We start from the raw sequence: 26379 nt of genomic DNA, 5'->3' as shown, positions 1-26379 counted from the left end.
CCGGGTGCAGCCCGGACGGGTGCGGCCTGGACGGGTGCGGCCCGGGCGGGTGCGGCTCAGGTGGACATGGCGGTGAGGCGCGCCATGTCCACCACGCGTCCGGCGGCGTCCGCGACCACCGGGTCGTGGGTGGCGACGACCGCGATGCAGTCCTGCCGTTCGGCGGTCTCGACCAGCAGCCCGGTCAGGGCCCCGGCCTGGCCGCGGTCGACCGCCGCCGTCGGCTCGTCCACCAGCAGCAGCGGGGGGTCCAGGAACAGGGCGCGGGCCAGGGCGACGCGCTGCCGCTCGCCGCCCGAGAGCTGCTCGGGCCGGTGCCCGCGCCGGTGCGCCAGGCCGACGGCCTCCAGCAGCTCCTCGGCGCGGGCCCGGTGCCGTCCGGGACGGCGGCCGGTGAGGTGGGCGACGGTGAGGATCTGGTCGACGGCGGTGAAGTTCGGCAGCAGGTTGCCCGACTGGAACATGTAGCCGATGCGCTCGCGCCGGATCCGGGCCCGCTGCGCGTCATTCAGCGCGGCGAGGTCGGTGCCGTCCAACAGGACGCGGCCTGACGCGGGGCGCAGTAGTGCCCCGGCGACGGCGAGCAGCGTGGACTTGCCCGATCCGGACGGGCCGACGACGGCGGTCAGCCCGCCGGAGGCCAACTCCACGTCCAGGCCGTCCAGCACGCGGTTCTCGGCGTCGCCCTTGCCGTGGACGACGGTGACGTCCTCGAGACGCAGGGTCATCGGTTGCCTCCGAGCATGGTGAGGGGGTCGGCCGAGGTGACGCGGCGCAGGGTCAGGGCGGTGCCGGCGAGTCCGGCGGCGGTGACGGCGGCGACGGTGCCGAGCAGGGTGGTGAGCGGCAGGCTGAACGGGACGGCCGAGCCGAGCGCCAGCCCGGCGCCCGCCGCGAGCCCGGCGCCGACGAGGGTGGAGGCGACCACCACGGTCGCGGCCTGGACCAGCGTGTGCGCCAGCAGCCGCCGCCGCGCCGCGCCGAGCGCCCGCAGCAGCGCCAGCTCCGGCTGCCGCTGGACCGTCCAGACCGCGAAGAAGGCGCCCACGACCAGCGGCGCGATCAGGTACAGGAACAGCAGGATCGAGTTCATCGTGATGCGCTCGCCCGAGTAGCCCGGCGCGGCGGCGAACGCCTCGTCGCGGGCGAGGGTGCGGGTGCCGAGCCGCTCGTCGGCGGCGCCGAGCGCGGCGCCGCCGCCGGCGCGCAGCGCGACCGCGCTGTACTGGCCGGGCGGCGCGGCCCCGGCGCCGGCCGCGCCGGGGACCGAGAACCTGATCCGCTGCCAGGTGCCGAGCGGCATGTACCCGACGGGGACGTGCCCGTAGGACGAGCGGCCGGTGACGCCGAGCACGGGCAGCCGGATCCCGAGCCGGTCGATGACGATCGTGTCGCCGACCCGCACGCCGTCGTCGGCGATCTGCCGGGAGATCACCACGCCGTCGCCGCCGGGCCGCAGCCCGGCGCCCGACTCGACGCGCGGGGCGAGGAAGGAGCCGGGGTCGACGCCGAAGGCGGCCAGGTCGACCGGGACGCCCCGGCCGGTGCTGCCGCGCGTGATCGACACCCCCATCGGGGTGGCCTGGACGCCCTTCTCCGCGCCCCATCCGGCGGCGGTGCGGGAGTCGACCAGGCTCCGCGCGAACTGGTCGGTGCGGGCGTCGCCGGAGAAGGCGATATGGGTGGCGGGCAGCCGGCGCAGCGCCGAGACCGTGTCGTCGCCGAGGCCGGTGGTGAAGCCGGACACGATGCCGACCAGCGCGGCGATCAGCACGACGACGCAGCCCATCAGGGCGAAGCGGCCCTTGGCCGCGCGCAGCTCGCGGAGCGCGAGGAACATGGTGGGACCCTTGCGGAGAGTTGGGGACGTGGTGTCGCCAACATACATGTTAGGGACGCCGCGTCCCCAACTGGGTCCGGCCCGGACCGCCCGCCGTAGACTGTCCGGATGCCCAAGATCCAAGCCGCGACGGTCGCGGATCACCGGGAGCGGCAGCGCCGGCTGCTCGTCGAGGCCGCCCGCGCCCTGCTGGAGGAGGACGGCGACAGCGCCGCGGTGACCTTCGCCGCGGTCGCCCGCCGCACCGGCCTGGCGCGCAACAGCGTCTACAAGTACTTCGCCGGGCGGCACGAGCTGCTGGCCGCCGTCGTGGCCGCCGTCGTCCCGCAGTGGGTGGACGCGATCGCCGCCGCGATGGCCGCGGCGGGCACCCCCGAGGAGCGGATCGCCGCCTACGTGCGGGCCCAGCTCCACGTCGTCCGCGCGGGCGGCCACCGCGTCGCGCAGGCGCTCGCGGGCGGGCCCGACTCGGCCGCCCTCGCGGGCAGCGCCGCGCTCGCCCACGGCGCCCTGCTCGGCCCCGTCGAGGCGGCCCTCGCCGAGCTCGGCGAGCCCGACCCCCGCCGCGCCGCGCACCTGCTCCAGGGCATCGTCAACGCCGCCGTCACCGCGGTCGAGTCCGGCGACGACTTCGACGCCGTCACCGACCGCGCGGTCCGGATGGCCGTCGCCTCCTTCACCTGACCCGGGGTTTCCCCGCGGTTCACCCGCGGGTCGCCGGCCGCGCCTACGGTGACCCGCGTGAACGACGATCGAAGAGTGCACACCGCATCCCGCCGGACGGTGCTCGGAGGCGCGCTCGGCGCGGCCGGGCTGATCGGGCTCGGCGCCCCCGCCGAGGCGTCGCCGCGCCGCCGCCTCCGGGTGCTGGTCGCGACGAACGAGCCGTGGGGGACCTACCATGTCGAGCCGCTGCTCGCCGAGGCCGCGCGGCGCGGGGCACGGCTGACCCAGCTCGTCCCCGACTACACCCAGGCCGGCCCGGACGGCCCGGTGCCGGTCGCGACGCCGCGCCACGCGCCGCCCGCCGACCTGCTGGTGGTGACCGGCGCCGGGGACTGGCCGCTGGAGTGCGCGGCCCGGTTCCGGCGGCTGCCCCTCGCCGCGAGCTCCCTGGCCTACCTCGGCCCGGCCGAGGCCCCGGGCGCCCGCCGGCTCCGGCCCCGCCTGCGCGCCGTCACCGCCTCGTCCCCGGCGGAGGGACGCGCGTTCGCCGGGTACCTCGGCACCCGGCGGCGCCCGCTCGTCGTCGGCTCCCCGCAGACCGACGACCTGCCGCGCCGTGCCCCCGAGCCCGGGGTGACGCTGGTCGTCACCTCCGTCACCCGTCCCGACGGGACCGGCGGGGCGGCACCCGGCACGGAGCTGCTCCTGGCGGCGGCCGAGCGGATCCAGGCGTCCGGGCGCCGCGTCCTGGTCGGCCTGCACCCGCGCGAGGACCGGACCCTGTGGGAGCGGTACGAGATCAGCGACGTCCCGACGCTGCGGGCGGCGGCGCGCGCCGAGGCGGCGATCGGGATCCCCGGGACGGTGTTCCCCCTGATCGCCGCCCTCGGAACGCCGCTGGTCGGCTGCACCGACCCCGCGCTCACCGTCCCCGGGCACCTGCTGTCGGTCTGCTCGTCCACGATCGCCGACGCCGCCGGCGCGGTGGACGCCGTCGCCCGCGCCCGCCCGGCGGACGCGGCGACGGTCGCGGACGCCGCGGGCCCGATCGGCGGCTCGGCGCGCCGCCTCCTGGACGCCTGGGCCAGGACGGCCCGCCGGTAGGGGCCGCCCGGCGGGTCACCCCTTGGCGGCGTGGACGCCCGCGGAGTCGTACCAGTAGAGGAAGCCGCCCGACGCCGTGACGCCCCGGGCCCCGGGGGCGTCACGCTTGCGGAGCACCTTCCCGGTCGCCGCCGCGAACGACACCACGCTGTTCCCGCTGGCGAAGTGCACCGCGCCCTCGCCGAGGGCGGGACGGTCGAAGTCGTTGGCGAGCCCGCCCACGCGCCACCGGTCCTTGCCGGTCGCCAGGTCCAGCGCGTAGAGGGTGTCCTTGGCGAAGCAGTACGCGAGCCCGCCCGCCACCCCCGGGATCAGGATCTCGGCGTTGCGGCTCGCGCCGGGGAAGGTCCGCTGCCAGCGCAGCTTGCCGTCGGCCGTGCCGAACGCGTACAGGGCACCGCCCTGGTCGGCCGCGAACACCGTGTCGCCCGCGCCGCCCAGCGCCATGCGGTCACCGCCCCGGGTGGGCTCCGACAGCCACTTGCGCCTCCCCGCCGGGATGTCGACGGCGTTGATCGCGCCGGAGTCGTCGATGACGTAGTAGACGCCGCCGATGACGACGGGGGCCGCCTTCACCTCGCCCGACCCTCCGGGCGGGAGGTCGAAGCGCCACCGCGCCTGCCCGGTCGCGAGGTCGACCCCGAGGACCCGCCCGTCCTCGGTCGCGCACACGACCGAGCCGAGGACCGCCACCGGGTCGGCCTTCAGCGGCCCTCCGGTGTTGAACGTCCACCGCTGCGCGCCGGTGACGGCGTCGTGGGCGTTGAGCGCGTTGCCCTGCCTGACGGTGGTGAACACCAGGCCGGCCGCGGCCGGCGGGGTGGCGTCGACCTGGTCGAACGCGCCCGGAGCCGTCCAGGGGGACGAGCCGGTCCGCAGGTCGATCGCCTTGAGGGAGATCGAGCCGGGCAGGTAGGCGAGCTGCCCGGCGATGGTCAGGTGCATCGGGACGACCGGGTTAGGTCGCGTCATCCCGTCCGCGGTCCAGCGCAGCGCCCCGGTGCGGCGGTCCACCGCGACCAGCCTCCTCGTCGGGCCGCCCGTGCTGCGGACGGCGACGAACACCAGGTCGCCGGCCGCGAGCGGCCCGGCGATGGGCGCGCTCGGCGGCCGGAACGTCCATTCGCCCTTGGGGGCCGCGTCGGCCGGCCGGTCGCGGAGGACCAGCACCGCGGCGCTCGCGGCGCCGGCGACTCCGGTGACGGCCGCGGCGGCGAGGGCGGCCCGGAGCAGCCCGCGCCTGCCGACCGCGGGCCGGCCGTCCCCGCGTCCGCCGGCCGCGTGCTCGGCGAGTGGCGGGGGCACCTGGGGTGGCCGGGTGATCTCGGTCGCGACCGCTTGGGGCAGCCAGCCGACGCCGTGTGGGGCGGCGGGCGCGAGTTCGGCCAGCCACCGTAGGACGTCGGCGATGGCGGGGCGTTTGGCCGGGTCCTTCTCCATGCAGGCGGCGATGACCGCGCGTAGCTTCAGGTCGGCGATGCCGTTCAGGCGGGGTGGTTCGTGGACGACCCGGTAGATCAGTTCGGGTACCGTGCCGCCGCCGAAGGGCGCCTCCCCGGTCGAGGCGAAGATCAGCACGCCGCCGAGGGAGAACACGTCGCCGGGCGCCCCGCTGCCGGTGCCGAGTGCCTGTTCGGGGGGGAGGAAGCCGGGTGAGCCGAGGGCGGTGCCGGTCCGGGTCACCGTGCCGGCGTCGGCGGCGCGGGCGATGCCGAAGTCGATCACTCGGGCGCCGTCAGGGGTGAGGAGCACGTTGGAGGGTTTGAGGTCGCGGTGCACCACGCCCGCCCGGTGGATCCCGACCAGGGCCTCGGCGAGCCCGGCGGCCAGCGACCGTACCGAGGCGGGTGGCAGTGGCCCGTACCGGTCGACCGTGGCCTGGAGCGAGTGGCCGGGCAGGTAGGTGGTGACCAGCCAGGGCCGCTGCGCGTCGGGGTCGGCGTCGATCAGCGGCGCGGTGAACGCGCCGCCGACCGCCCGCGCCGCCGCGACCTCCCGGGCGAACCGCACCCGGAAGTCGGGGTCGCCGGCCAGTTCGTCGTGCACCAGCTTGATGGCGACGCTGCGGCCCGAGGCCGAGCGGCCGAGGAACACCTGGCCCATACCACCCGACCCCAGCCGGGCCAGCACCTGGTAATCGCCGACCCGCCGCGGGTCGGTCGGACGCGAAGCCTCCACTTCAGGCCCCCTTCACAGTGAAAGCGTGGACGCCGCCGTCTTCGCAGGCGACGTAGTACGAGCCGGCGGCCGAGGCGTCCCCACGGACCCGGGAGCCGAGGGCCGCTCGCCAGCGGATGTGGCCGGTGACGATCTGGATGCCCACCGCGTCCTCGTCCACGGTGAGGCAGAGCATGCCGTCGGCGGCCCACGGGCGGCCGATCTCCTTGCCGGCGGTCGGGCAGAGCCAGCGGACGGCGCCGTTCGCGGCGTCCAGCGCGGCGATGTTCGCGCTCCCGTCGGCGACGTAGACGGCCTGCCCCGCCAGCGTCGGCAGCCCGACCGAGGCGCCGCCGGCATAGGTCCACAGCTCCTTGCCGGTCTTGGCGTCGAGAGCGTGCAAGGTCCCCTTCGCGTCGGGGAAGAACACCCGTCCGCCCCCGGCCGCCGGAGCCCGCGCGGCGGACGGACGGCCGCCGCCGCCCTTCCAGTGCCAGCGGGTCGCCCCGGACGCGGCGTTCAGCGCATACAGGCCGTCCTGCGTGTCGACGAAGACCGTGCCCGCGTCGAAGCACGGCGTGGAGGTGAGCACGCCGCCGATGGGACGCTGCCATCGCGCCTTCCCGGTCGCCGCGTCCACGGCGTGGAATCCGTCGCCCGAGCCCACGAAGACGAGGCCGCCGCCCACCGTGGGCGTCCGGACGTCGTGGGACATCGGTGCCCGCCACCGCTCCGCGCCCGTCGCCGCGTCGAACGCGTACAGCGGTCCGCGCTCGTCGGCCCAGCCCGCGTAGAAGGCGCCGCCCGACGCCACAGGCTGCCGCCAGGTGGCGGCGCCCGCGCCCCGGCCGCCGGTTCGGTGCCCCCAGCGGCGCTTCCCGTCACCGGTCTTGAGGCCGATGAGGTTCCCCTGGTCGCCGCCCACGCACACGGTGTCGCCCGCGACCGTCAGCCCGCTGTAGGGGTCGACGCCGGCATCGCGCTTCCACAGTCGCTTGCCCTTTGTGGGCACGGGGATCACCGCCGCCGCCGGTGTCGGAGTGTTCCCGGCCGGCGGCGGGGGAGTGGGGACGGTCTTGCGCGCATCGCCCGACCGGGCGAACGCGACGGCCGTCGCGGAGCCGCCCCCAAGAACGGCCACGGCCCCGAGCCCGGCCAGCAGCAACGTGCGCCTACCCGGCCCCCGCGACGGGACGGCGCCCTCCGACCGGCTGATGCCCTCGGCAACCGGATCCGGCAGCCAGCCGGTGCCCTGCAACGCCTCAGGACCGGGCGCCCGCGCCGCCAGCCGGGGAAGCAACCAACGCGGACTGGGCCGCTTGGCCGGATCCTTCACCAGACAAGCCGCGATGAGCGAACGCAACTCCGGATCGGTGACGCCGCCCAGCATCGGCTCGTCGTGGACGACCCGGTAGATCAGCGCCTCGGCGCCGCCCGCCCGCCCGAACGGGCTCTGGCCCGTCGCGGCGAAGGTGAGGACGGAGCCGAGTGCGAACACGTCGCCGGGCGGGCCGGTCGTGCCGCCCACCGCCTGCTCCGGCGCGAGGAACCCCGGCGAGCCCATCACCGTTCCGGCCTGGGTGATGCCCGCCGTGTCGGACGCGTGCGCGATGCCGAAGTCGATCAGCCGGGGACCGTCCGGAGCGAGCATCACATTGCCCGGCTTGAGGTCACGGTGCACGATCCCGGCCTGATGCACCGACACCAGCGCCTCGGCCAGGCTCGCCCCCAGACCGAACACCGCCGGAACAGGAAACGGCCCCCATGCCTTGACCGCCTCATTCAGCGACATCCCCGGCAGATACCCCGTCACCAGCCACGGCGTCGCCGCCTCCGGATCGGCGTCGATCACCGGCGCGGTGAACGCACCGCTCACCGCCCGCGCCGCGGTCACCTCACGAGCGAACCTGCTGCGGAACGACGGCTCCTGGGCCTGCTGCGCATGGATCACCTTGATCGCCACCGGCAGCCCCGACGGCGACGTCCCGTAATACACCGTGCCCATACCGCCCGCACCCAGCCGGCCGAGTACCCGGTACCCCCCGACCCACCGGGGATCCTCCGTCATCAGCCGATCCATCGCATCCTCTCCGGGCAGGGTGACCTCCCCGCAGCCCGGACGGGCGGCGGGAGCAAGAGATCATCCCGCGTCGCGTTATCGATCCGATAAACGCGGCGTTGAAGAGGCCTGTACCGCCACGTCCGGGGGAGTCGACCAGGGAGCCACCCACCTGCACAGACAAGGGAAGAGAGCAGGGGAACCGTCCGGGACGGTCCGGCCGGGTCGGCGCACACCGACCGGCGCGGGCTCCCCGAACGGGCTCCCCGGCTCCCTTCCCCTCTGTCGGCCTCTGAGTGCCCGACCGGGGTGGCTGCCGCCATGTGAGGACGCGGCCTCCTCTTCGGAGAGATGCCCCTCGTCGCGTTTTGGAGCATTGGATCCGCGAACCTGGTCTTGTTCGGTGGCATCCAACCAGGGCACCGCTGCGAGCCATCCGGGAGGAAGTTGATGCATTCCATGTTCCGCGAGCGCTTTTGTCAGGGTTCCGTGCGTCCTTCCAGTATTACGCTCGCGTTCGGAGTCATGCTGGCGGCCGCTGGCCTGACCGCCTTTGGATTGCACTTGAAATTGGTTGATCTGTATATCGGCGCCCCTGTTCGGGGATTCAAACTCGTCGACATGGCCTTCCTTCTGATGGAGATCGGCCTGTGGTGCCTCATTGCTGTTCATGCACGTCAAGGCCGCTCCTATGTCCGTATCGCCGCCGGCGTCCTGTTCGGTCTGTTCGCCGTGTCGACGGCCTTCGTCGTCATCACGATCGTCTCCAACGCGGTCTCCAAGTACGACTATGGGACGAAGTCCTACATCAACCACGGCATCGCCATTCTCACCTGGGCCTGCGGTCTGATCGCCCTTATCCTGATATGGAAGCGGGATTCGAGGGAATTCCTCACCGCCTCCACATCGCCGGCCGACCCCAGAGCCTCTTGATGTGCTCGAGGAGGTCGACACTCCCGAGTGGGGGCGGGGGTCTCGCTACAGCCAAAACCCCCGCCTCGATCTCCGCAGCCCGGCCCCGCGCCCCAGGGCGGCGCCGAGCCTCCCGCTGGCCAGGGCCATCGCCACCGGTCACCTCTTGACCGTACCCAGATGTGGAATATCATCGCCATATGGTGATTGATTCCGATTGTAGAATGACCTCGCTGGACGGGCTCGCGCCCGCCGCGGCGCTGTTCCACTCGCTGGCCGACCCGGTGCGGTTGTCGATCGTGCAGCGGCTGGCGTGCGGCGAGGCGCGGGTGGTGGACCTGACCCGCGAGCTGGGGCTGGCGCAGTCGACGGTGTCCAAGCATCTGGGGTGCCTGCGCGGCTGCAGGCTGGTGGACTACCGGGCCGAGGGGCGCCAGTCGTTCTACTTCATCGCCGCCCCGCAGTTGCCGGACCTGCTGCGCTCGGCCGAGCAGTTGCTGGCCGCGACCGACCGGGCGGTGGCGCTGTGCCCCACCTACGGCACCGCCACTACCTCCACCGGCAGCGCCGAAGGCAGGGCCGCAGCGGTCGGCGACCCGGCGCGGGTGAGGTCGTGACGGCGGTGACGGCGGGGCCGTCCGCGCGGCGGCGGGACGTGCTGGCACGGCGGGTGCGGTGGCTGGTGGCCGCGACCATCACCTACAACGTGGTCGAGGCCGTGGTGGCGATCACGGCGGGGAGTGTCGCGTCGTCGGCGGCGCTGGTGGCGTTCGGGCTGGACTCGGTGATCGAGGTCGCCTCGGCGGCGGCGGTCGCCTGGCAGTTCTCCGCGCGCGACCCCGACCTGGTGGAGCGGCGGGAGAAGCGGGCGCTGCGGATCATCGCGGTGTCGTTCTTCGCGCTGGCCGCCTACGTCGGCGTCGACTCGGTGCGCGGCCTGGCCGCCGGCGGCGGCGAAGTCGGGCACTCCACGCCGGGACTGGTGCTGGCCGCCCTCAGCCTGGCGATCATGCCGTTCCTGTCGCACGCTCAGCGCCGCGCCGGCCGGGAGCTCGGATCGGCCAGCGCGGTCGCCGACTCCAAGCAGACCCTGCTGTGCACCTACCTTTCGGGCGTGCTGCTACTCGGGCTGGCGGTCAACAGCCTGTTCGGCTGGTCCTGGGCCGATCCGATCGCCGCGCTGGTCATCGCCGCCGTCGCGGTCAAGGAAGGCCGCCAGGCCTGGCGCGGCGACACCTGCTGCGCCCTTCCCCAACCCGTTCCCGGCTCTGCCCCTCACCGCGTCCCTCGCCCGGTTCCCCACGGCCGGGACGCCGCGACTGCCCGTGGTTCCGTCGACGCCCCCGACCGGGCCGGTGCCTGCGCGACGTGCGCGCCCGGCTGCGCCTGCTGCTCCTGACCGAGGCCACCGACCGCGACGCCCCCTCCGAGAGGCCAAGACGATCTTCCGCGCGATGCCCGCCCCCGTGCGAGCGGCCCACGCCGCCGAGATGCCGGCGTACGGCTAAGCCGCCGCACGCACGGCGAGTTGCTGCAACTCGGCGGTGCACATCATCAGCCTGTGTGTCGGAAGGTGCTGCACGTAGTGGTCCAGGTCGACGCCCAGCGCGAACACGTGCACCGGGACCCTGGCGTCGCGGCCGGACCCGACGGCTTCGCGCAGTGCGGCCAGGACGGCCGGATGCCGTGTCTGGTAGACGGAGGAGACCAGGTGGTTGCCTCGGTCGGCGGCGAGGTAGAACTGGATCAGGTCCTTGGTGCCGACGAACAGCTCGCTGGCTCCAGCGGCGCAGAACTCGGCTGCTGAATGCACGGCGGCCGGCGTCTCGACGAAGACGCCGAGCGGGGTGTCGTCCCCCAAGCCGAGGAACTGCCGCAGGCGCAGGAACTCGTCCCGGTCGTTGATGAACGGGACCGCGAAGCTCAACCGGTCTGCGTCGGCGCCCAGGCGTTCCCGCACGTGGGTGCGCAGCGCCTGGAAGGCATGCGGGTAGTGGCGCTCGTGCAGCAGCCATCTGGCGCCGTGGCGGCCGAGTTCGGGGTTCGGCTCGTCGTCCACGCGGACGCCGGTCGTGATCTTGGCGGCGTCGTCCGAGCGGAGGTCGAGCAGTCTCATGATCAGGCGCTGGCCGGGGAGGAGCTCGTCCACCATCGAGCACAGCTCCGAGGCCACGGCGGCGCCGTACCGCTCGGCCTCGCGCACCCCCGCCCGGAGCGCGTCGATCGGGCTCAGGGCGGCGGAGAAGCAGAGGAACTCCTCGCGGATGAAGAACGAGTCCGCGTGCTCGACGCGCGGTGCGAGAGCGTTCGTCGACCGGATGTCGGTGGCGTCGGCGATGACCACGCAGATGGACTCGATGTCGCCGAAGGTCGCGGCGGGGGGCTCCGGCGCCCGCATCACGGGTTCGGCACCGCCGAGGACGACCGACTCGCGATCGAGCAGAAGGGTGACCTCGTCGTCGAGCGCATCCAGCTCGGACGGGTCGATCCGAAGGACGGGGATTCCGCGCGAACGGCAGAGGGACTGCATATGGCCGGTCCGGCCGCCTCTCGCGCAGATCACCGCGGAACAGCCGACGATGGCCTCGTAGAGTTCGGGGCCGAGCGCATCCACCACCAGAATGGCACCGTCGACCGGCTTCCCGCTGCGATTGCAGGGGCCGCGAACAGACCGCTTGTGCGAATCGACGAGCAATACCCCTGGTACTTCGCGAAGGCTCACGGGCGTCCTCTCTCTCACCAGTTCCCGGGTGGCTGGTCCGGGGCCGGTTCGACGCGGTCCGCGATCCGCCTCATCCGGGCAGAGCATGGTTAGAGGCTGGCAGCCGTCGAGACGGCGACGCACCTTCTCGAATGCCAACGTGGATTACCGCGTATCCGGCTCCGGCGGCGCATCGAGCCCGAGCAGCGAACGGAGGCCCCGTGGCGTCACGGACAGGTCGTTGAGCCTCGTCATGGCGGCGGTGTTCACGACGAACCGCAGCGCGCGGTCCGCCATGGGGGCTTCGCCGTAGCCGGTCATGGCGCCGCGGACGGCGTCGAGACTCTCCTCGAGCCGGGTCGTCAAGGCTTCGCGGTCGCGACGGCGCCGAGCGGCCATGCGGTGCACATCGAGCAGGACCGAGCGGGCGAAGGCCGCGCGCACCTGGCGGTCCTCCGCGTCGGTCACGGTCTTGGCCACGTCGTCGGCCTGTTCGTCGTAGCAGGACTCGAGCTGATGCAGCACGGTCGCGGCGACTCCGACCGAATGGTTCTTGATCGCGGCGAGGTTGAACGCGAACGCGCCCACCCGGCCGTACCGCACGATCTCGTCGCCCTCGCGCGGCCCGCCGACCACGGTGACCGGCCCGGAGCGGGCGCCGGTCGGCCCGAGGAGGACGCCGCAGCCGTCCACTTCGACGCCGCGCCCGGTGCGCCGGTGCCGCACGGCGATCCCCTTCCGCAGCAGGTTCGTCCAGAGCGCCGAGCCGACCCGTTCGTAGTCGGTCTCCCGCCCGAAGTTCGAGATCACCAGATCCGCCTCGATCGTCTGCGCCGCGGCCCCGGACACCGACAGCCTCAGGGTGCCGGCCTCGGTGCCGACGATCTCGTCGACCTTCCCGGTGGTGAGGACGATCCGCCCGCCGTCCTCGATCGCGGCGTCGACGAACTCGGTGATGTACGCGACGGCGCTCACCCGCAGCGTGGCCAGCAGGCTCCCGTAGCGGTCCAGGAGCGCATGGAGATCGGGTGAGGGGACGCGTGCCAGGATCTCGGGCAGGTGGGGCTCCCAGGACTTGGCGACCCGTTCGGTCACCACCGCGGGTGCCACGGCGGGATGCTCCCGGGCGACGATGGCGCACGCCCGTTCCCATTCGTCCCTGAAACGCCGGACGAGCTCGTCGCGGCCCTCGTAGCCGTCGGCGTGCAGCCGCGGGGTCGGCAGGCCGAGGACGTGGTGCCGGTGGTCCGAAGGGTAGGTGCGGAGCGTGAGACCGGAACGCGAGATCATGTGGATCGGCCCGGTATGGCCACGCCGCAGGAGGAGCGAGGCCGAGTCGTAGGCGCTCAGCAGCGTGCCGACGATGGCGACCACGGCGTCCTGCCGGAGGGCGAGGACCCGCTCGATCTCCGCCTCGGAGTAGGGGTGCCGCACGAACGAGGGGTGGTCTCTCACGCCGGCCGCGAACGGGAGGTCCCGTTCCTCGAGACCTGTGGCGAGGACGACGTGGTCGGCGTGGAGTGTCGTCCGGCCCGGCCCGGTGTGCGGCGGGGAATGGCTCTCGACGACGACCTGCGCGCGGCCGGCGCCGACCGCCATGTCGACCGCCTCGCCGTCGACCTCGAGCAGCGTCACGCCGTCCGGGGCCTCGCGTGCGGCCTCGGCGAGGCGGGTGGCGAGGTAGGCGGCGTAGAGCCGCCGGGGCGCCGGTCCGGACTCGGTGAAGGTGAAGCCGCTCCACTCCGAGGGCCAGCCGGTCCGGTCGGCTTCGCCATTGGCCCAGGCCACGAAATCGTCGACGTCCTCCCGGAACATCGACATGCGGCCCGCCTGGATGTTGAAGACGTGGTGCCAGTGGTTGCCCGCCGGGTGGTAGGCCACCCCGGCGCTCCGGTATTCGGGCCGCCGCTCGATCACCACCACCTGTAAAGGCTCACGGGCGAACTGTAAGAGGCGGATGGCGGTGGCGGTGCCGCCCAAGCCGGCTCCGACGATGACCACTCTTCGGGGACTGGAGAAGTCTATTGTGCCACCCCCGCGCGCCGATCGGTCTGCGGCAGGTTTACCGCTGCCCGAGCGTATCCTGGATCATGGTGCGGGCTCAATGACTCAAAGGCCCGAAGAGTGGCAAGGAATCGGACGGTAACGGTATGCCACCGACCGTGACCGCTTCATGGAGATCGAGCCGATCCGATTTCGCTCTGCCTACTCGGGGGAAATAGGTCCCTATTTCTCCGGGTGCAGGACGAAGATCCGCATGGTGGAGCCCGGTAATGGCCGCGGCACGCCCCGTCATCGCCGTGTGGTCGATCCACATATCCGCCTCGCCCGGGGAGGGCGGGGCAGCGCATGATCAACCGGGCAGGAGGACGGTATGACCTCCAACGCCGACGCGGTCCTCGCCCGGCTGGACGGGATCCGGCCCGGCCTGACCGCGCTCTACAAGGACCTGCACGCCCATCCGGAGTTGTCCTTCGCCGAGGAGCGCACGGCCGCCGAGATCGCCCGGAGGCTCCGCGGCCTCGGTCTGGAGACCACCACCGGCGTCGGCCGCACCGGCGTCACCGGGCTGCTGCGCAACGGCGACGGCCCGGCCGTGCTGCTGCGCGCCGACTTCGACGCGCTGCCCGTCGCCGAGCGGACCGGGCTCCCGTACGCCAGCACCGCCACGGGCATCGACCCGGTCGTACGCCCAGCCGACCCGCACGGCGATCCTCTCGGCCGTCGACCGGATCGTGCCCGCCGCGTCCGGCGCGGAGCGCGATCCGGAGATCACCGCGATCGGCGACTTCCCGCTCCTGGTCAACGACCCGGACGCGGTCGACCGCACCGTCCGGGCGTTCCGCGACCGCTTCGGCGCGGACCGCGTCATCGACCCGGGCCCGGTCACCGGCAGCGAGGACGTCGGCGAGATCGCCACCGCCGCCGGCGTCCCGATCTGCTACTGGATCTTCGGCGGCACCGATCCCGGCACGTTCGAGACCGCCCTGAAGGCCGGAACGGCCGACCGCGACATCCCGTCCAACCATTCGGCCGAGTTCGCCCCGGTCATCGATCCCACGCTCGGCACCGGCATCACCGCCATGGTCACCGCCGCCCTCACCTGGCTGCACATGGCTCCAACGTCACGGGCACCAGGTTCGCTCCGGCGGCATGACCCCGGCTGGTGAAGATCCCCTCGAACCAGAAGCGACTCTTGCCGCCAGTGGTGGCAAACTTCCCTATCACTCCCTATGTGAACTATATTGGGAGCGATGAAGGAAGAAATGTACTCTGTCGAGCAGGTGGCCGACCTGCTCGGCCTGCATGTGCGGACGGTGCGCGGCTACATCCGGGCCGGACGGCTCAAGGCGGTGCGGATCGGCAAGCAGTACCGGATCGCCCGCGCCGACCTCGACGAGCTGACCGGACGGCCGCGTCCGGCCCCGGCCCGGCCCACCACCGCAGCGCCGGTCGAGGTGTCGAGCATCGTGCAGGTCGACGGTGTCGACCGGGCCGCCGCCGACCGGCTGGGCACGCTCGTCCTGGCCGGGACGGGCACCGGTGGCGACGGCGCGCAGCCGCTGCGCGTCCAGACCGTCCACGACGAGGAGCGGAACCGCATGAAGATCGTGATACTCGGCGGCGCCGCCGCCACCGCCGACCTGCTGCGCCTGGTCGAAGCGGTGGTCGAGGGCGACAACGGCCTGCTCGCCGGGGAGGCCGGCGATGCCTGACGTGATCCGGGAACGCGCCGGGGTGCCGGTGCTGATGTGCGACCCGGACGGGCCGCCGCTGGTCACCGAGCAGGACGCGCCGCACCTGATCGTCGCCCGGCTGCGCGCCGTCCCATGATCGAGATCCCCACCGGGCGGATCGTCCTGCGGGACGAGGGCACGAAGACGACCTGGAACGCCGAGGTCGCGGGCTTCCGGATGGCGCCGTCTCCCGTGACCCGCGAGCTGTACGGCGCCGTTCACGGAGCGGCGCCCGCGAGCCCGGCCGGGCCGCGAACGCCGGTCACCGAGGTCTCCTGGCTGGACGCGGTCCGGTTCTGCAACCTGCTGTCGCGGACGTCCGGGCTCCGGCCGTGCTACTCGGTCGGAGACGACCCCGACGGGCTGGACGCGGCCTGCGACTGGGAGGCCGACGGCTACCGCCTCCCGTCCGAGGCCGAGTGGGAGTACGCGTGCCGCGCCGGGACGACCGGCGTCCGCCACGGGGAGTTGGACGAGATCGCCTGGCACCGCGGGAACTCCGGTGGCCAGGTGCACGACGTCGCGACCAGGGCGCCGAACGCGTGGGGCCTGCACGACATGATCGGCAACGTGTGGGAGTGGTGCTGGGACCTCTACGACCCCGGCGTCTACGGCCCGTACCGCGTCTTCCGCGGCGGCGGCGCGCACGACCTTCCGCGGGGATGCCGTGCCTCGTGCCGCCGCAAGAGCCACCCGACCCTGCGCATCGACGACCTCGGCTTCCGGCTCGTCCGCTCCCTGTGAGGGGACCGCGCCGGACACTGTCAGACGCGGCTGAACCCCGCCGCCAGGTCGTAGGCGCCGCTCTTGATCTGGCCGCAGAACGCGTGCCACGCGTCCGTCCCGAAGCACAGCACCGGCCCGGACGGATCCTTCGAATCCCGCGCCGCCACCATCCGTCCGGCAGGGGCGATCTCGACGCATTCACCTTCGCTGGCGCCGCTGTGGCTGCTCTTCCGCCAGAGCCCAGCGATCTCGACACAGTCGCCTTCGTTGGCGCCGCTGTAGCTGCTCTTCCGCCAGGGAGTGTGGAGCAGATCAGTTTCTCTCATGAATCCGACACTAGCCGCTGGATGACCTCTAGCGATCGGGGTTGATCGAGAGTGACAGAGAGTAGATGATCATAGATCTCGTTGTGCGCCTCCACCCCCGCATCATCTTCCGTAAATGCGAATTGAGTGACTTGATCGGCTACAACCACGGTCAACTGGCCGGGCGGTCGCAGTGTGAAGATATTGAATGGCACGGAAATCCAAAGGTATGCGCTGGCGGAGTTGGGGAGCACATGTAGCCCTATGTGGCTCAGCGTTGCGACTCGGGCCAGGTGCATCAGTTGGCCATGCATGATCGAGGGGTTTCCGACCTGATGCCCCAGCGCGGATTCACTGATGATGGCGTCGTACCGTGGTGCGTCGGGCTGGTTGAGCACGGCTTGGCGGGCCATCCGGAAGTCCACAAGTGAGTCGATGTCCTCTACCGCTCCAGGGAGTCCGGCCGCCATGACCGCGCGAGTGTAGTCCTGGGTCTGAAGCAGCCCGGGGACGAGGTTGGGCTGAAAGGTGTGGATAGAAGCGGAATCGGCTTCCAAACTTGCGAGGTCCAGAGCGGCCGGAGAGATCCGGCCTTGAAAGGCGCGGGTCCAGTTCTTGCGGCGGCCTTGGGCGGCGAGGTGGATGAGGGAGTCGCGGAGGGGGCCTTCGGTGATGCCGTAGAAGTCGAGGAGCTCGCCGAGGTCGTCGACGCGGATGAGGTGGAGGCCGTTCTCGACGGTGCTGAACCAGCCGGGGGAGCGGCCGAACCTGCGGCTGGCGGTGTCGATGGTCAGCCGGGCGTCCTCGCGGGCTTGCCGGAGCGCGCCGCCGATGCGGCGGAAGCGCACGGAGGGCCGGTTCGGGTGGGCCATGACCTCACGCTTTCACGCTCCGCGATCGGGCTGCCACGGAACTGAAGGTTCAGTCCGCTGACCCTTCAGGCCGGAGATCCTTCGTACGGTGCCCGAACGGGGTCCGGGGGCCGCGTCCGGCGGCGAACGTGTCCGGCGACATCGGAAACGGACGCGGGACGGCTCGGCTCATGGCGAACGAACTCAGTGTGCTCGGCAGCATCACCCTTCCCGGAAAGGGAAGGTCGGCCCGGTATCTGCGGGTGTTCGCCCGCGACATCCTCGGCCCGGCGCATCCACGGCTGGACGACATCGGGCTGTGCCTGACGGAGAAGTTCACGAACGCGACGCTGCATACGGCGTCCGGACAAGGCGGCTGGGTCACCGTGCGGGTGCGCGGGGTGCACGGCCTGGTGCGGACGGAGGTGACCGACGACGGGGCGGACGGGCGGCGCCCGCGCTCCCGGCCCCCCGAACCGGACGCGTTCTGCGAGCGGGGACGCGGACTGCTGCTGCTGAGCGCGCTCGCCGACCGGTGGGGGTTCGACGAGGCCGGGGCGCGGACGGTGGTGTGGGCCGAGTTCCTGGCGCCCGCGCACCGCTCGCCCGCGCACCGCCGTGACCTGGGCGGCGGCTGAGTCCGGCGGCGCCCGTCCGGGGGAGTGCCCGGCCGGGCGCGGCGGTCGGGCAGGATGGGGGCGTGGTGACGGTGCCCCGGACGAACGCCCAGACGCGAGACGCGGCGCTCGCGCTCGTCCTGGCGGCGTGCGCCGTGGCGGCGGCGATGGCGTGGCCGGGGGTGCGCGCGCTGGACGCGGGAGGTGCCGCGCTGCTGGTCGCGGCGCACGTCCCGCTCGCGGTGATCCGCCGGTGGCCCGCCCCGGGGCTGGCCGTGCTGGTCGCGCTCGCCGTCCCGTTCCACCTGTTGCAGTACCAGCACCACGCCGCGGTGCCCGCCGAGGTGATCGCGCTGTTCGCGTACGCGGTGCTCGGCCGCCGGGTGCGCCTGGTGCTGACCGTGGCCGGGTTCCTGCTGTTCCTGTGCGGGACGGGCTTCGCGATGCGGGCGGGCGGGGGCACCGCGCTGGAGCAGGTCGCGGTGATCGAGGCCGTCGTCGCCGCGGTGATCGCGGTGCAGGTGTTCCGGAGCCACCGCGCCCGGGTCGCGGCGATCACCGAGCGGGCCGAGCGGGCCGAGCGGACCCGCGAGGAGGAGGCCCGCCGCCGCGTCGCCGAGGAGCGCCTGCGCATCGCCCGCGACCTGCACGACCTGCTCGCGCACAGCATCACCGTGATCGGGGTCCAGACGGGCGCCGCCGCGCATCTGGTCGGCGGCGACCGGCCCTTCGACCGGGCCGAGCTCGCGGACGCGCTCGCCGCGATCGCCGCGACGTGCCGCGACGCCCGCACCGAGCTGCGCGGCACGCTCCAGGTGCTGCGCGGCGCGGACGACGCCGACCCCGGACCCGGGGCGCTGCCCGGCCCGGCGGCGATCGCCGACCTGGTGGCCGCCGCACGTGCCGCCGGGCTGGAGGTCGAGCTGGTCGACGAGAGCCACGCCCCGCCGCCGGAGGTGGGCGTCGCCGCCTACCGGATCGTCCAGGAGGCGCTGACCAACGTCGTCAAGCACGCCGGGGCTGCCGCCGTCGAGGTCCGCCTCACCCGGGTGCGCGGCGACCTGGTGGTGCGGGTGGCCGATGACGGCCGCGGCCCGGCGGGCGGGGCGCCCGGCGGATTCGGCGTCCTCGGCATGATCGAACGGGCCCGCAGCGTCGGCGGAACGCTCGACGCCGGGGCGTGCGCGGGCGGCGGGTTCGCCGTCGTCGCGACCCTCCCGGTGGGCCCGGCGGCGGACGGCGTCCCGGCGCCGCGCGGCGCCCGGACCGTCAGGACGTGACGCCGTCGCACCCCCGCGCGACCAGGTACAGCAGCCCGGCCAGGGTGGAGCCCGAGCCGATCTCGCCGCGGGCCGCCAGCTCCGGGATCCGGGCCAGCGGCACCCACTCGATCCGCTCCGCCTCGACGTCGGTGGGCTCGCCGACCCGCTCGGCGCCCTCGGCCCGGAAGACGTGGTGGACGCCGTCGTGCACGCCCGGCGAGGAGCGGATGTCCAAAACATGGTGCATCGGTCCGGCCCGGAACCCGGTCTCCTCCAGCAGCTCGCGGGCGGCGGCCGGTCCTGGCTCCTCGCCCTCCTCGACCCGGCCGCCCGGGATCTCCCAGCCCCACCGGTCGGTGATGAAGCGGTGCCGCCAGATCAGCAGGGCCCGGCCGGCGTCGATCGCCACCACGCACGCGGCCGGCCGGACCCGCAGGAGGTGGTGGTCGAACCGCCGCCCGTCGGGCAGTTCGACGTCGGCCAGCCGCACGCTCATCCAGGGGCTGTCGTAAACCGGTCTCTCGCCGTGCGTCGTCCATCGCATGCCCCGGACGCTATCGGGGGCTTTCGCAATCTGACCGGTAGGGTCAGGATCATGGGGGACAGGGGAGGCGGGCACCGCAGTGAGCGCTGAGGTCGGCAAGACGCCCGGGGACGGTCCGGACGAGGTGTCGGGCCGCGTCTGGACGGTGCCCAACCTGCTGAGCATGGCCCGGCTGCTCGGCGTCCCGCTGTTCCTGTGGCTGGTGCTGGCCGAGGCCGACTGGTGGGCGCTCGGCCTGCTGGTGTTCGCCGGCCTGTCCGACTGGCTCGACGGCAAGCTCGCGCGGGCGCTCAACCAGACCAGCAGGCTCGGCATGGTGCTGGACCCGGCCGCCGACCGGCTCTACATCCTGGCCACGCTCGTCGGCCTGACGATCCGCGACATCATCCCGCTCTGGCTGGTGATCTTGCTGGTCGCCCGCGAGTTCGCGATCCTGCCGATCGCGCCGATCGTGCGGCGGCTCGGCTACGGCGGCACGCTGCCGGTGCACTTCATCGGCAAGGCGGGCACGATGTGCCTGCTGTACGCCTTCCCGCTGCTGCTGCTCGGCGACCACGACGGCGGGGTCGCCACCGCGGCGAAGGTCACCGGCTGGTCCTTCGCCATCTGGGGCACCGCGCTGTACTGGTGGGCGGCCGTCCTCTACTGGACACAGACGGGGCAGCTCGTGCGCGCCGACCGCGTCGCGCCGCCGGACCCCGGCCCGAACGGCGATCCGAACCCCGACCCGACTCCTGACCCGACCCCTGACTCGAACCCGGATCCGACCCCCGGCCCCGACCCGAACCCCCGCTCCGGCCCCGCGCCGGACCCGGGTCCATCGGCCGGTGAGCAGAAGGGAGCGCAGACCCCCCGATGAAGGCCGTCGTGATGGCGGGAGGCGAGGGGACGCGGTTGCGTCCCATGACCGCCAACCAGCCCAAGCCCCTGCTTCCGCTCGTCAACAGGCCGATCATGGAACACGTGCTGCGGCTGCTCAAGCGGCACGGTTTCACCGAGACCGTGGTCACCGTGCAGTTCCTGGCCGCGCTGATCCGCAACTACTTCGGCGACGGCGAGGAGCTCGGCATGTCGCTGAGCTACGCCACCGAGGAGGTGCCGCTCGGCACCGCGGGCAGCGTCAAGAACGCCGGGGAGGCGCTGCGCGACGACCGGTTCCTGGTGATCTCCGGGGACGCGCTCACCGACATCGACCTGACCGACATGGTGCGCTTCCACGAGGAGAACGGCGCCATGGTCACCATCGGGCTCAAGCGGGTCCCCAACCCCCTCGAGTTCGGCATCATCATCATCGACGACGCGGGCCGGGTGCAGCGGTTCCTGGAGAAGCCGACCTGGGGGCAGGTGTTCTCCGACACCGTCAACACCGGCATCTACGTGATGGAGCCCGAGGTCCTCGACCGGGTCGCGGCGGGCGAGTCCGTCGACTGGTCCGGCGACGTGTTCCCGAGGCTGCTGGCCGAGGGCGCGCCGATGTTCGGGTACGTCGCGGACGGCTACTGGGAGGACGTCGGCACCCACGAGAGCTACCTCAAGGCGCAGGCCGACATGCTCAACGGCCTCGTCGACGTCGGCATCGACGGGTTCGAGGTCTCGCCCGGCGTGTGGATCGGCGAGGGCGCCGAGGTCGACGCCGAGGCGGTGCTGAAGGGCCCGCTCTACATCGGCGACTACGCCAAGGTCGAGGCGGGCGTCGAGCTGCGCGAGTTCACCGTCCTCGGCAGCAACGTGGTGGTCAAGGAGGGCGCGTTCCTGCACCGCGCCGTCGTGCACGACAACGTGTTCATCGCCCCGTCCACCAACCTGCGCGGCTGCGTGGTCGGCAAGAACACCGACATCATGTCCGGCGCCCGGGTCGAGGAGGGCGCGGTCATCGGCGACGAGTGCGTCATCGAGGCCGAGGCGTACGTGTCCAGCCAGGTCAAGATCTACCCGTTCAAGACCATCGAGGCCGGCGCGGTGGTCAACACCAGCGTCATCTGGGAGTCGCGCGGGCAGCGCAACCTGTTCGGCCCGCGCGGGGTGTCCGGCCTGATCAACGTGGAGATCACGCCGGAGCTCGCGGTGCGGCTCGCCAGCGCGTACGCGACCACGCTGAAGAAGGGCACCACGGTCGTCACCGGACGGGACGCCTCCCGGGGCGCGCGCACCCTCAAGCGCGCGGTGATCAGCGCGCTCACCGCCGGCGCGATCAACGTGCAGGACCTGGAGGCGTGCCCGCTGCCGGTGGCGCGCTTCGAGACCGCCCGGGAGGACTGCGCGGGCGGCATCTACATCCGCACCACGCTCGGCGACCCGCAGGGCATCGACGTGCTGTTCCTGGACGCGGCCGGCTCGGACCTGTCGCTGGGCGCCCAGCGCAAGCTGGAACGGGTGTACGGGCGGCAGGAGTACCGGCGGGCCTTCCCCGGTGAGATCGCCGAGCTCAACTACCCGCCCCGGATCATCGAGACCTACACCCGCGACCTGCTGCGCCGGGTCGACATCAGCGGCGTCCGCGAGGCCGGGCTGAGGATCGTGCTGGACTGCGCGGGCGGCGCCGTCGCGCTGGTGCTGCCGATGCTGCTCGGCCAGGGCGGGGTGGAGGTGCTCACCCGCAACGGCGGCCTCGACGAGGTCAATCCGACCGAGACCCTCGCCGAGCGGATGCGCGACCTCCAGCGGCTCGGCGAGCTGGTCTCCTCCTCCCGTGCCGCGTTCGGCGTCCGGTTCGACCCGGTCGGCGAGCGGATCTCCCTGGTGGACGAGAACGGCGAGCTGATCCCCGACGACCGGGCCCTGCTGGTGATGCTCGACCTGGTCGCGGCCGAGCGGCGGACCGGGCGGGTCGCGCTGCCGGTCACCACCACCCGCGTCGCCGAGCGGGTCTGCCGCTCCCACGGCGTCGAGGTCGAGTGGACCTCCACCTCCCAGGACGTGCTGACCAAGGCCGCGTCCAGCCCCGGGGTGATCCTCGCGGGCGACGGCCGCGGCGGGTTCCTGATGCCCGAGTTCAGCAGCACGGTCGACGGGATCGCGGCGTTCGTCCGGCTCGTCGGGCTGGTCGCCCGCACCCGGCTGACCCTGTCGCAGATCGACGGCCGGATCCCCGCCGCGCACCTGCTGCGCCGCTCGGTGCCGACACCGTGGGCCGCCAAGGGCAGCGTGATGCGGCACGTGGTCGAGGCGGCGGGCGGCCGCGAGATCGACACCACCGACGGCGTCCGGGTCGTCGAGGCGGACGGCGGCTGGGTGCTGGTGCTGCCCGACCCGGCCGACGCCGTCACCCATCTATGGGCCGAGGGCGCCGACGCCGACGCCGCGCAGGCTCTCCTGGAGGAGTGGGCCGCCGTCATCGAGCAGGCCGGGGCCTAGAGAGGTCTCCACGACCCCCGGAGACCGCGCCCGCGGACCCGGAACACGCAGAGGCCGCGCCGGGCTTGGAAACAGGTGCAAGGGCCTGTCTCAAAGTGCCTCGGGCGTCGCGCGAGCGCGTTATCTGGCCGGTGGGGCGAAGCCGGAGGCGAGCCCCATCGGCCAGATCGCGGAGCGATGTCGCGCTCGCCCGAGCACGGTCGGCGTCCGAGCCCTAGGCGAGGACGCCGGGCCGGGCGTTTGGAAACACGGCCTAGCAGCGTTCGCGGGGGGCCAGGCCGGACGTGTCCGGCACGCTCCCGGTGTAGGCGCCGGCCAGGAACCCGACGAGCCGCTCCACGTCGGCGGTGTTGGAGACCAGCCCGAGCGAGGCCCGCACCGCCCCGCCGCTCGGCAGGCCGAGGAGCTCCAGGTACTCGTCCAGCGACCGCGTCCCGTGCCCGAGGTCGCCGCGCAGGGCGCCGGCGCCGATGCGGAAGGCGCCCTCGCCCGCGCCCGGGTTGCAGAAGCAGCCGGTGCGGATCGAGATCCCGGCGGCGGCGGTGTCGCGGGCGACGATCCGCTCGTCGACGACCCGGCCCCGCGCGTCCAGGACGTTGAACGCCACCGTCCCGCCGCGCCCTTCCGCGCCGGACGGCCCGTAGAGGCGGACGAGCGGCGTCCCGTCCGGGTGCCGCAGGGACGTCAGCCGCTCCAGCAGCAGGGCGGTCAGCCGGGCGACCCGCCGGTGGATCGGGCCGAGGCCGATCGCGGTGATCCAGTCCAGGCCGAACGCTACGTCGGGGATGGCGAGGAAGTTGAGCGTGCCGTCCTCGAACGCCGTCTCGTCGCCCGCGGGAACGTGCCATCCGCCGAGCGCGCTGACCGCCTGGATCGTCCCGCCGGCGAACCACGGACGCCGCAGCCGCGCCAGCGCCTCCCGCCGCGCGACCAGGCAGCCGACGCCGGTCGGGAAGCCGAACACCTTGTACCAGCTCACCGGCACGAAGTCCGGGTGCACCTCGCTCAGGTCGAGGCGGTTGGCGGGCACGAACGCGGCGGCGTCCAGCAGCACGTCGTAGCCGCGCTCGTGCGCGAGGCCGACCCAGCTCAGCGGGTGCTGCACTCCGGTGAAGTTGCTCTGCGCGGGGAACGCCAGCAGCCCCCGGCGCCCGTCCGGCGCCCCTTGGCCGAACGCGGCCACGACGTCCTCCTCACGCGCGCGCAGGTCGGGCGGGCATGCCGGGACGTAGGTGACGCGGGCGCCGCGCGCCCTGGCGTACTCCCGGATCCCGTTGACGGAGTTGTGGTTGTCGGCGGTGAGGACCAGCCGGGCGCCGTCCTCGAACGGGTACGCCTCGCCGACCAGCCTGCACGCGCCGGTCGCGTTCGCCGTGAACACGACCGCGTACTCCTCGGGGGAGGCGTTGAAGAAGGCGAGCACGGCGGTCCGCGTCTGCTCGACGAGCCGCGTCGAGGCCGCCGAGGTGGGGTTCTCCGAGTGCGGGTTGCCGTAGCAGTGGCCGCGCAGCCGCTCGCCGTGCGCGCGGAGCTGCGCGTCGGCCGGCAGGCCCGCGCCGGTGTAGTCCAGGTAGGCGTGGCCCTCGGCGTCGAGATAGCCGTACTCGGCCGCGCGAAGCTCGTCGAGCCGGTCCTCCGCCGCGCCGCCGGGGTGCCCCGGCATCGCGCCGAGGGTGGATCCGGACGTGGTCCCCATGGTGCCCCCCGAGCGAGAATCGCCGTTCCCACCAGGGTGATCCGAATGCCGGGTGAATGTCGACAAAGATTCGATATGGCCTCTATCGGCCTCGCAGGTTTCCGGCCGCCCCGGTCCCCTCGCCGGTCAGGTCCGCCGGGCCACGACGAGGCAGGTGGCGGCCAGGAAGAACACCGTGAAGCCGCCGAGAAGGGCCCAGTCGACGCCCACCGCCCTGGAGAACGTCCCGCCGTAGGAGGCCAGCAGCGGCGGCCCCAGCGGGGAGCCGCCCGCCGCCCACAGCCGCTCGACACCGAGGCTGTGGCCCAGCGCCTCGAAGGCCCAGCGGTTCGACATCGCGTAGCTCAGCCACCGACCCGGCGCCGCCATCACCGGAACCGGCAGGATCGCCCCCACGAACAGCACCTGGGGGAAGCACAGCATCGGCAGCGCCATGGTGGCCTGGGCCGGGTCGGTGACGGCGGCCGACACCAGCAGCCCGAGCGCGAGCGCAGCCACCGAGCACAGCAGCAGCGTGACGAACAGCCCCCCGTACGTCCCCCAGTCGGCCCGTGGGAGCCGCTCGAGCGCCCGCAGCACCCCGAGCATCAGCGCGTCGACCACGGCCAGCAGGGGCAGCAGCACGGCCGCCTTCGCCAGCACGTACGGCCCGGCGCGCAGCCCCGCCAGCCGCTCGCGCCGCAGCACCGGCAGCTCCGTGCAGATCTGGAGGAGGCCGTAGGTCAGCCCGAAGAAGAACCCGCCGAACGCGATCCAGAACAGGATCATGACCGTGGCCGACGGGCTCGGCGCCTGCGGGGAGAACGCCCCCGGCCGGAACAGGACGGCGAACATCACCAGCACCATCACCGGCGACCCCGCCAGGACCGCCAGCGTGAGCCGGTTGCGGGTGAGCAGGTCGAGGTTGCGGCGGGTCAGCAGCAGCCACTGCCGCACCGCGCCGACCGGCCGTCCCGGCGGCGGCGCCTGCGGCTCCGCCGCGGGCCGCGAGGAGGGGACGGCGGCGGACGCGCCGCCGAACCGCCGGTCCCAGTCCTGCGGCGCCTCCGCTTCGCCGAGGCGCAGGTAGATGTCCTCGATCGCGTCCACCCGGAACCGGGCCCGCGCCTCGTCCGGAGAGCCGAAGAAGGCCAGCGCCCCGTCCGGCGTCAGCACCGCCAGCCGGTCGCACACGGCGGCGTCGGGCGCGTGGTGCGTCGTCAGCACCACCGTGGTGCCCGAGTTCGCCAGGCCGCGCAGCAGCCGCATCAGGTCGGCGGCCGTGGCCGGGTCGAGGCCTGAGGTCGGCTCGTCCAGGAAGAAGGTCCCCGGCCGGGTGAGCAGCTCCACCGCGATGCTGGCCCGCTTGCGCTCGCCGCCGCTCAGCGACCCGACGCGCTGCCCGGCCAGCCCCGTCAGCGCGAGCGCCTCCAGCGCGGCGTCCACCGCCCGGTCGATCTCCCGCGCGCCCGTCCCGGCCGGGAGCCGCAGGCCCGCCGCGTACCGGAGGGTGCGCCGCAGCGGCATCTCCAGATGGACGATGTCGTCCTGCGGCACGTACCCGAGCGCGCCCCGGTCGCCGTCGTACCGGACCTCGCCCTCCGCCGGGGGCCGCACGCCCGCGATCGCGTCCAGCAGCGTGGTCTTGCCCGCGCCGCTGCCCCCGATGATCGCGACGAGCTGCCCCGTCCCGATCGTCAGCGACACGTCCCGCAGCGTGCGCCGCCCGCCGTCCGCCCGCTGCCCGACCGCCACTACCTCGATCATCTCCGGCCACTCCCCGTAGGTCGCCCGCGCCGCCCGCCGCTACGAACGATGACCGAACGTGGTCGCCGAGTCCAGTACGGGCCGCAGCCCGCCGCGCCGCGC

Annotated in this window: 25 protein-coding genes; 13 read left to right on the top strand and 12 right to left on the bottom strand. The window is 73.4% G+C overall.

Annotation, left to right across the window (positions count from 1 at the left end; translation table 11 throughout):
* Positions 1 to 56: 56 nt before the first annotated feature.
* Together OHA34_RS04880 and OHA34_RS04875 are read right to left on the bottom strand one after the other, a co-directional pair.
* Entirely contained in the window at positions 57 to 728 is a 672-nt protein-coding gene (locus OHA34_RS04880; RefSeq protein WP_329520830.1) for an ABC transporter ATP-binding protein, read from the bottom strand.
* Positions 725 to 1840: an ABC transporter permease gene (locus tag OHA34_RS04875; protein ID WP_329520829.1), complete on the bottom strand. Its 1116-nt coding sequence runs from the start codon at positions 1838 to 1840 to the stop codon at positions 725 to 727. Before OHA34_RS04875 ends, OHA34_RS04880 begins: the two co-directional genes overlap by 4 nt.
* Before the next feature lie 108 nt (positions 1841 to 1948).
* Between OHA34_RS04875 and OHA34_RS04870 the strand changes: the two genes are divergently transcribed.
* Together OHA34_RS04870 and OHA34_RS04865 are read left to right on the top strand one after the other, a co-directional pair.
* Positions 1949 to 2524 (top strand): TetR/AcrR family transcriptional regulator, encoded by a 576-nt coding sequence (locus OHA34_RS04870; RefSeq protein WP_285943004.1) that lies wholly within the window; start codon positions 1949 to 1951, stop codon positions 2522 to 2524.
* 57 nt (positions 2525 to 2581) lie between these two features.
* On the top strand, positions 2582 to 3610 hold the full coding sequence (locus OHA34_RS04865) for a hypothetical protein (RefSeq protein ID WP_285943006.1): 1029 nt from the start codon (positions 2582 to 2584) through the stop codon (positions 3608 to 3610).
* A 15-nt stretch (positions 3611 to 3625) separates the two neighbouring features.
* On the opposite strand, the gene OHA34_RS04860 is transcribed toward OHA34_RS04865, so the two are convergent.
* Positions 3626 to 5788: a serine/threonine-protein kinase gene (locus tag OHA34_RS04860; RefSeq protein WP_285943007.1), complete on the bottom strand. Its 2163-nt coding sequence runs from the start codon at positions 5786 to 5788 to the stop codon at positions 3626 to 3628.
* Position 5789: 1 nt separating this feature from the next.
* Positions 5790 to 7835 (bottom strand): outer membrane protein assembly factor BamB family protein, encoded by a 2046-nt coding sequence (locus OHA34_RS04855; RefSeq protein WP_329520828.1) that lies wholly within the window; start codon positions 7833 to 7835, stop codon positions 5790 to 5792.
* Positions 7836 to 8276: 441 nt separating this feature from the next.
* Between OHA34_RS04855 and OHA34_RS04850 the strand changes: the two genes are divergently transcribed.
* From OHA34_RS04850 to OHA34_RS04840, 3 genes are all read left to right on the top strand, one after another.
* Positions 8277 to 8759: a hypothetical protein gene (locus tag OHA34_RS04850; protein WP_329520827.1), complete on the top strand. Its 483-nt coding sequence runs from the start codon at positions 8277 to 8279 to the stop codon at positions 8757 to 8759.
* Between the two features lie 203 nt (positions 8760 to 8962).
* On the top strand, positions 8963 to 9355 hold the full coding sequence (locus OHA34_RS04845; protein WP_329520826.1) for an ArsR/SmtB family transcription factor: 393 nt from the start codon (positions 8963 to 8965) through the stop codon (positions 9353 to 9355).
* Positions 9352 to 10137: a cation transporter gene (locus OHA34_RS04840; RefSeq protein WP_329520825.1), complete on the top strand. Its 786-nt coding sequence runs from the start codon at positions 9352 to 9354 to the stop codon at positions 10135 to 10137. Before OHA34_RS04845 ends, OHA34_RS04840 begins: the two co-directional genes overlap by 4 nt.
* 105 nt (positions 10138 to 10242) lie before the next feature.
* Here OHA34_RS04840 and OHA34_RS04835 read toward each other — a convergent pair whose 3' ends face one another.
* The 3 genes from OHA34_RS04835 to OHA34_RS04825 form a co-directional block, all read right to left on the bottom strand.
* On the bottom strand, positions 10243 to 11547 hold the full coding sequence (locus OHA34_RS04835) for a putative PEP-binding protein (RefSeq protein ID WP_329522375.1): 1305 nt from the start codon (positions 11545 to 11547) through the stop codon (positions 10243 to 10245).
* A 57-nt stretch (positions 11548 to 11604) separates the two neighbouring features.
* Positions 11605 to 13419: an FAD/NAD(P)-binding protein gene (locus OHA34_RS04830; RefSeq protein WP_443029615.1), complete on the bottom strand. Its 1815-nt coding sequence runs from the start codon at positions 13417 to 13419 to the stop codon at positions 11605 to 11607.
* Between the two features lie 373 nt (positions 13420 to 13792).
* On the bottom strand, positions 13793 to 14146 hold the full coding sequence (locus OHA34_RS04825) for a hypothetical protein (protein ID WP_329520823.1): 354 nt from the start codon (positions 14144 to 14146) through the stop codon (positions 13793 to 13795).
* A 28-nt stretch (positions 14147 to 14174) separates the two neighbouring features.
* Between OHA34_RS04825 and OHA34_RS04820 the strand changes: the two genes are divergently transcribed.
* The 4 genes from OHA34_RS04820 to OHA34_RS04805 all read left to right on the top strand — a co-directional run bounded on the left by OHA34_RS04820 (position 14175) and on the right by OHA34_RS04805 (position 15920).
* Entirely contained in the window at positions 14175 to 14609 is a 435-nt protein-coding gene (locus tag OHA34_RS04820) for a hypothetical protein (RefSeq protein ID WP_329520822.1), read from the top strand.
* 84 nt (positions 14610 to 14693) lie between these two features.
* Entirely contained in the window at positions 14694 to 15155 is a 462-nt protein-coding gene (locus tag OHA34_RS04815) for a helix-turn-helix domain-containing protein (protein ID WP_329520821.1), read from the top strand.
* On the top strand, positions 15148 to 15273 hold the full coding sequence (locus OHA34_RS04810) for a hypothetical protein (RefSeq protein WP_285943029.1): 126 nt from the start codon (positions 15148 to 15150) through the stop codon (positions 15271 to 15273). The genes OHA34_RS04815 and OHA34_RS04810 overlap by 8 nt, the downstream gene beginning before the upstream one ends.
* Positions 15270 to 15920: a formylglycine-generating enzyme family protein gene (locus OHA34_RS04805; protein WP_285943030.1), complete on the top strand. Its 651-nt coding sequence runs from the start codon at positions 15270 to 15272 to the stop codon at positions 15918 to 15920. Before OHA34_RS04810 ends, OHA34_RS04805 begins: the two co-directional genes overlap by 4 nt.
* Before the next feature lie 20 nt (positions 15921 to 15940).
* On the opposite strand, the gene OHA34_RS04800 is transcribed toward OHA34_RS04805, so the two are convergent.
* Both OHA34_RS04800 and OHA34_RS04795 read right to left on the bottom strand, forming a co-directional pair.
* Positions 15941 to 16228, bottom strand: a complete 288-nt coding sequence (locus OHA34_RS04800) for a DUF397 domain-containing protein (RefSeq protein WP_329520820.1) — start codon at positions 16226 to 16228, stop codon at positions 15941 to 15943.
* A complete protein-coding gene (locus OHA34_RS04795; RefSeq protein WP_329520819.1) occupies positions 16225 to 17079 on the bottom strand; it encodes a helix-turn-helix domain-containing protein in 855 nt (284 codons plus the stop codon). Before OHA34_RS04795 ends, OHA34_RS04800 begins: the two co-directional genes overlap by 4 nt.
* A 170-nt stretch (positions 17080 to 17249) precedes the next feature.
* Here OHA34_RS04795 and OHA34_RS04790 point away from each other — a divergent pair, with 170 nt between their 5' ends.
* On the top strand, positions 17250 to 17696 hold the full coding sequence (locus OHA34_RS04790) for an ATP-binding protein (RefSeq protein WP_285943035.1): 447 nt from the start codon (positions 17250 to 17252) through the stop codon (positions 17694 to 17696).
* A gap of 62 nt (positions 17697 to 17758) precedes the next feature.
* Entirely contained in the window at positions 17759 to 18955 is a 1197-nt protein-coding gene (locus OHA34_RS04785) for a sensor histidine kinase (protein WP_285943036.1), read from the top strand.
* On the opposite strand, the gene OHA34_RS04780 is transcribed toward OHA34_RS04785, so the two are convergent.
* On the bottom strand, positions 18945 to 19481 hold the full coding sequence (locus OHA34_RS04780; RefSeq protein WP_285943038.1) for an NUDIX hydrolase: 537 nt from the start codon (positions 19479 to 19481) through the stop codon (positions 18945 to 18947). The genes OHA34_RS04785 and OHA34_RS04780 overlap by 11 nt on opposite strands.
* 163 nt (positions 19482 to 19644) lie before the next feature.
* On the opposite strand from OHA34_RS04780, the gene OHA34_RS04775 reads away from it, so the two are divergent.
* Complete coding sequence (locus tag OHA34_RS04775; protein ID WP_432763101.1) at positions 19645 to 20340, top strand: CDP-alcohol phosphatidyltransferase family protein; 696 nt, start codon at positions 19645 to 19647, stop codon at positions 20338 to 20340.
* Positions 20337 to 22835, top strand: a complete 2499-nt coding sequence (locus OHA34_RS04770) for a mannose-1-phosphate guanyltransferase (protein ID WP_285943041.1) — start codon at positions 20337 to 20339, stop codon at positions 22833 to 22835. The genes OHA34_RS04775 and OHA34_RS04770 overlap by 4 nt, the downstream gene beginning before the upstream one ends.
* A gap of 253 nt (positions 22836 to 23088) precedes the next feature.
* Here OHA34_RS04770 and OHA34_RS04765 read toward each other — a convergent pair whose 3' ends face one another.
* Positions 23089 to 24531, bottom strand: a complete 1443-nt coding sequence (locus OHA34_RS04765) for an aminotransferase class V-fold PLP-dependent enzyme (protein WP_329520818.1) — start codon at positions 24529 to 24531, stop codon at positions 23089 to 23091.
* A gap of 126 nt (positions 24532 to 24657) precedes the next feature.
* Positions 24658 to 26277 (bottom strand): ABC transporter ATP-binding protein/permease, encoded by a 1620-nt coding sequence (locus OHA34_RS04760; protein ID WP_285943045.1) that lies wholly within the window; start codon positions 26275 to 26277, stop codon positions 24658 to 24660.
* Between the last annotated feature and the right edge of the window lie 102 nt (positions 26278 to 26379).

It is taken from the genome of Spirillospora sp. NBC_01491 (assembly GCF_036227065.1).
Lineage (GTDB): Bacteria > Actinomycetota > Actinomycetes > Streptosporangiales > Streptosporangiaceae > Spirillospora > Spirillospora xylanilytica.
The sequence above is the reverse complement of the archived record's forward strand: the minus strand, read 5'-3'. Positions and strand labels throughout refer to the sequence as shown.

What these genes read in the sequence shown, in the direction of transcription:
- OHA34_RS04790 (WP_285943035.1), top strand. Translation starts at nt 17,250, where the DNA reads ATGGCGAACGAACTCAGTGTGCTCGGCAGCATCACCCTTCCCGGAAAG.
- OHA34_RS04845 (WP_329520826.1), top strand. Translation starts at nt 8,963, where the DNA reads ATGACCTCGCTGGACGGGCTCGCGCCCGCCGCGGCGCTGTTCCACTCG.
- OHA34_RS04775 (WP_432763101.1), top strand. Translation starts at nt 19,645, where the DNA reads ATGGCCCGGCTGCTCGGCGTCCCGCTGTTCCTGTGGCTGGTGCTGGCC.
- OHA34_RS04760 (WP_285943045.1), bottom strand. Translation starts at nt 26,277, where the DNA reads ATGATCGAGGTAGTGGCGGTCGGGCAGCGGGCGGACGGCGGGCGGCGC.
- OHA34_RS04815 (WP_329520821.1), top strand. Translation starts at nt 14,694, where the DNA reads ATGAAGGAAGAAATGTACTCTGTCGAGCAGGTGGCCGACCTGCTCGGC.
- OHA34_RS04770 (WP_285943041.1), top strand. Translation starts at nt 20,337, where the DNA reads ATGAAGGCCGTCGTGATGGCGGGAGGCGAGGGGACGCGGTTGCGTCCC.
- OHA34_RS04875 (WP_329520829.1), bottom strand. Translation starts at nt 1,840, where the DNA reads ATGTTCCTCGCGCTCCGCGAGCTGCGCGCGGCCAAGGGCCGCTTCGCC.
- OHA34_RS04850 (WP_329520827.1), top strand. Translation starts at nt 8,277, where the DNA reads ATGCATTCCATGTTCCGCGAGCGCTTTTGTCAGGGTTCCGTGCGTCCT.
- OHA34_RS04800 (WP_329520820.1), bottom strand. Translation starts at nt 16,228, where the DNA reads ATGAGAGAAACTGATCTGCTCCACACTCCCTGGCGGAAGAGCAGCTAC.
- OHA34_RS04880 (WP_329520830.1), bottom strand. Translation starts at nt 728, where the DNA reads ATGACCCTGCGTCTCGAGGACGTCACCGTCGTCCACGGCAAGGGCGAC.
- OHA34_RS04805 (WP_285943030.1), top strand. Translation starts at nt 15,270, where the DNA reads ATGATCGAGATCCCCACCGGGCGGATCGTCCTGCGGGACGAGGGCACG.
- OHA34_RS04870 (WP_285943004.1), top strand. Translation starts at nt 1,949, where the DNA reads ATGCCCAAGATCCAAGCCGCGACGGTCGCGGATCACCGGGAGCGGCAG.
- OHA34_RS04855 (WP_329520828.1), bottom strand. Translation starts at nt 7,835, where the DNA reads ATGACGGAGGATCCCCGGTGGGTCGGGGGGTACCGGGTACTCGGCCGG.
- OHA34_RS04780 (WP_285943038.1), bottom strand. Translation starts at nt 19,481, where the DNA reads ATGCGATGGACGACGCACGGCGAGAGACCGGTTTACGACAGCCCCTGG.
- OHA34_RS04810 (WP_285943029.1), top strand. Translation starts at nt 15,148, where the DNA reads ATGCCTGACGTGATCCGGGAACGCGCCGGGGTGCCGGTGCTGATGTGC.
- OHA34_RS04795 (WP_329520819.1), bottom strand. Translation starts at nt 17,079, where the DNA reads ATGGCCCACCCGAACCGGCCCTCCGTGCGCTTCCGCCGCATCGGCGGC.
- OHA34_RS04835 (WP_329522375.1), bottom strand. Translation starts at nt 11,547, where the DNA reads ATGCTCTGCCCGGATGAGGCGGATCGCGGACCGCGTCGAACCGGCCCC.
- OHA34_RS04765 (WP_329520818.1), bottom strand. Translation starts at nt 24,531, where the DNA reads ATGGGGACCACGTCCGGATCCACCCTCGGCGCGATGCCGGGGCACCCC.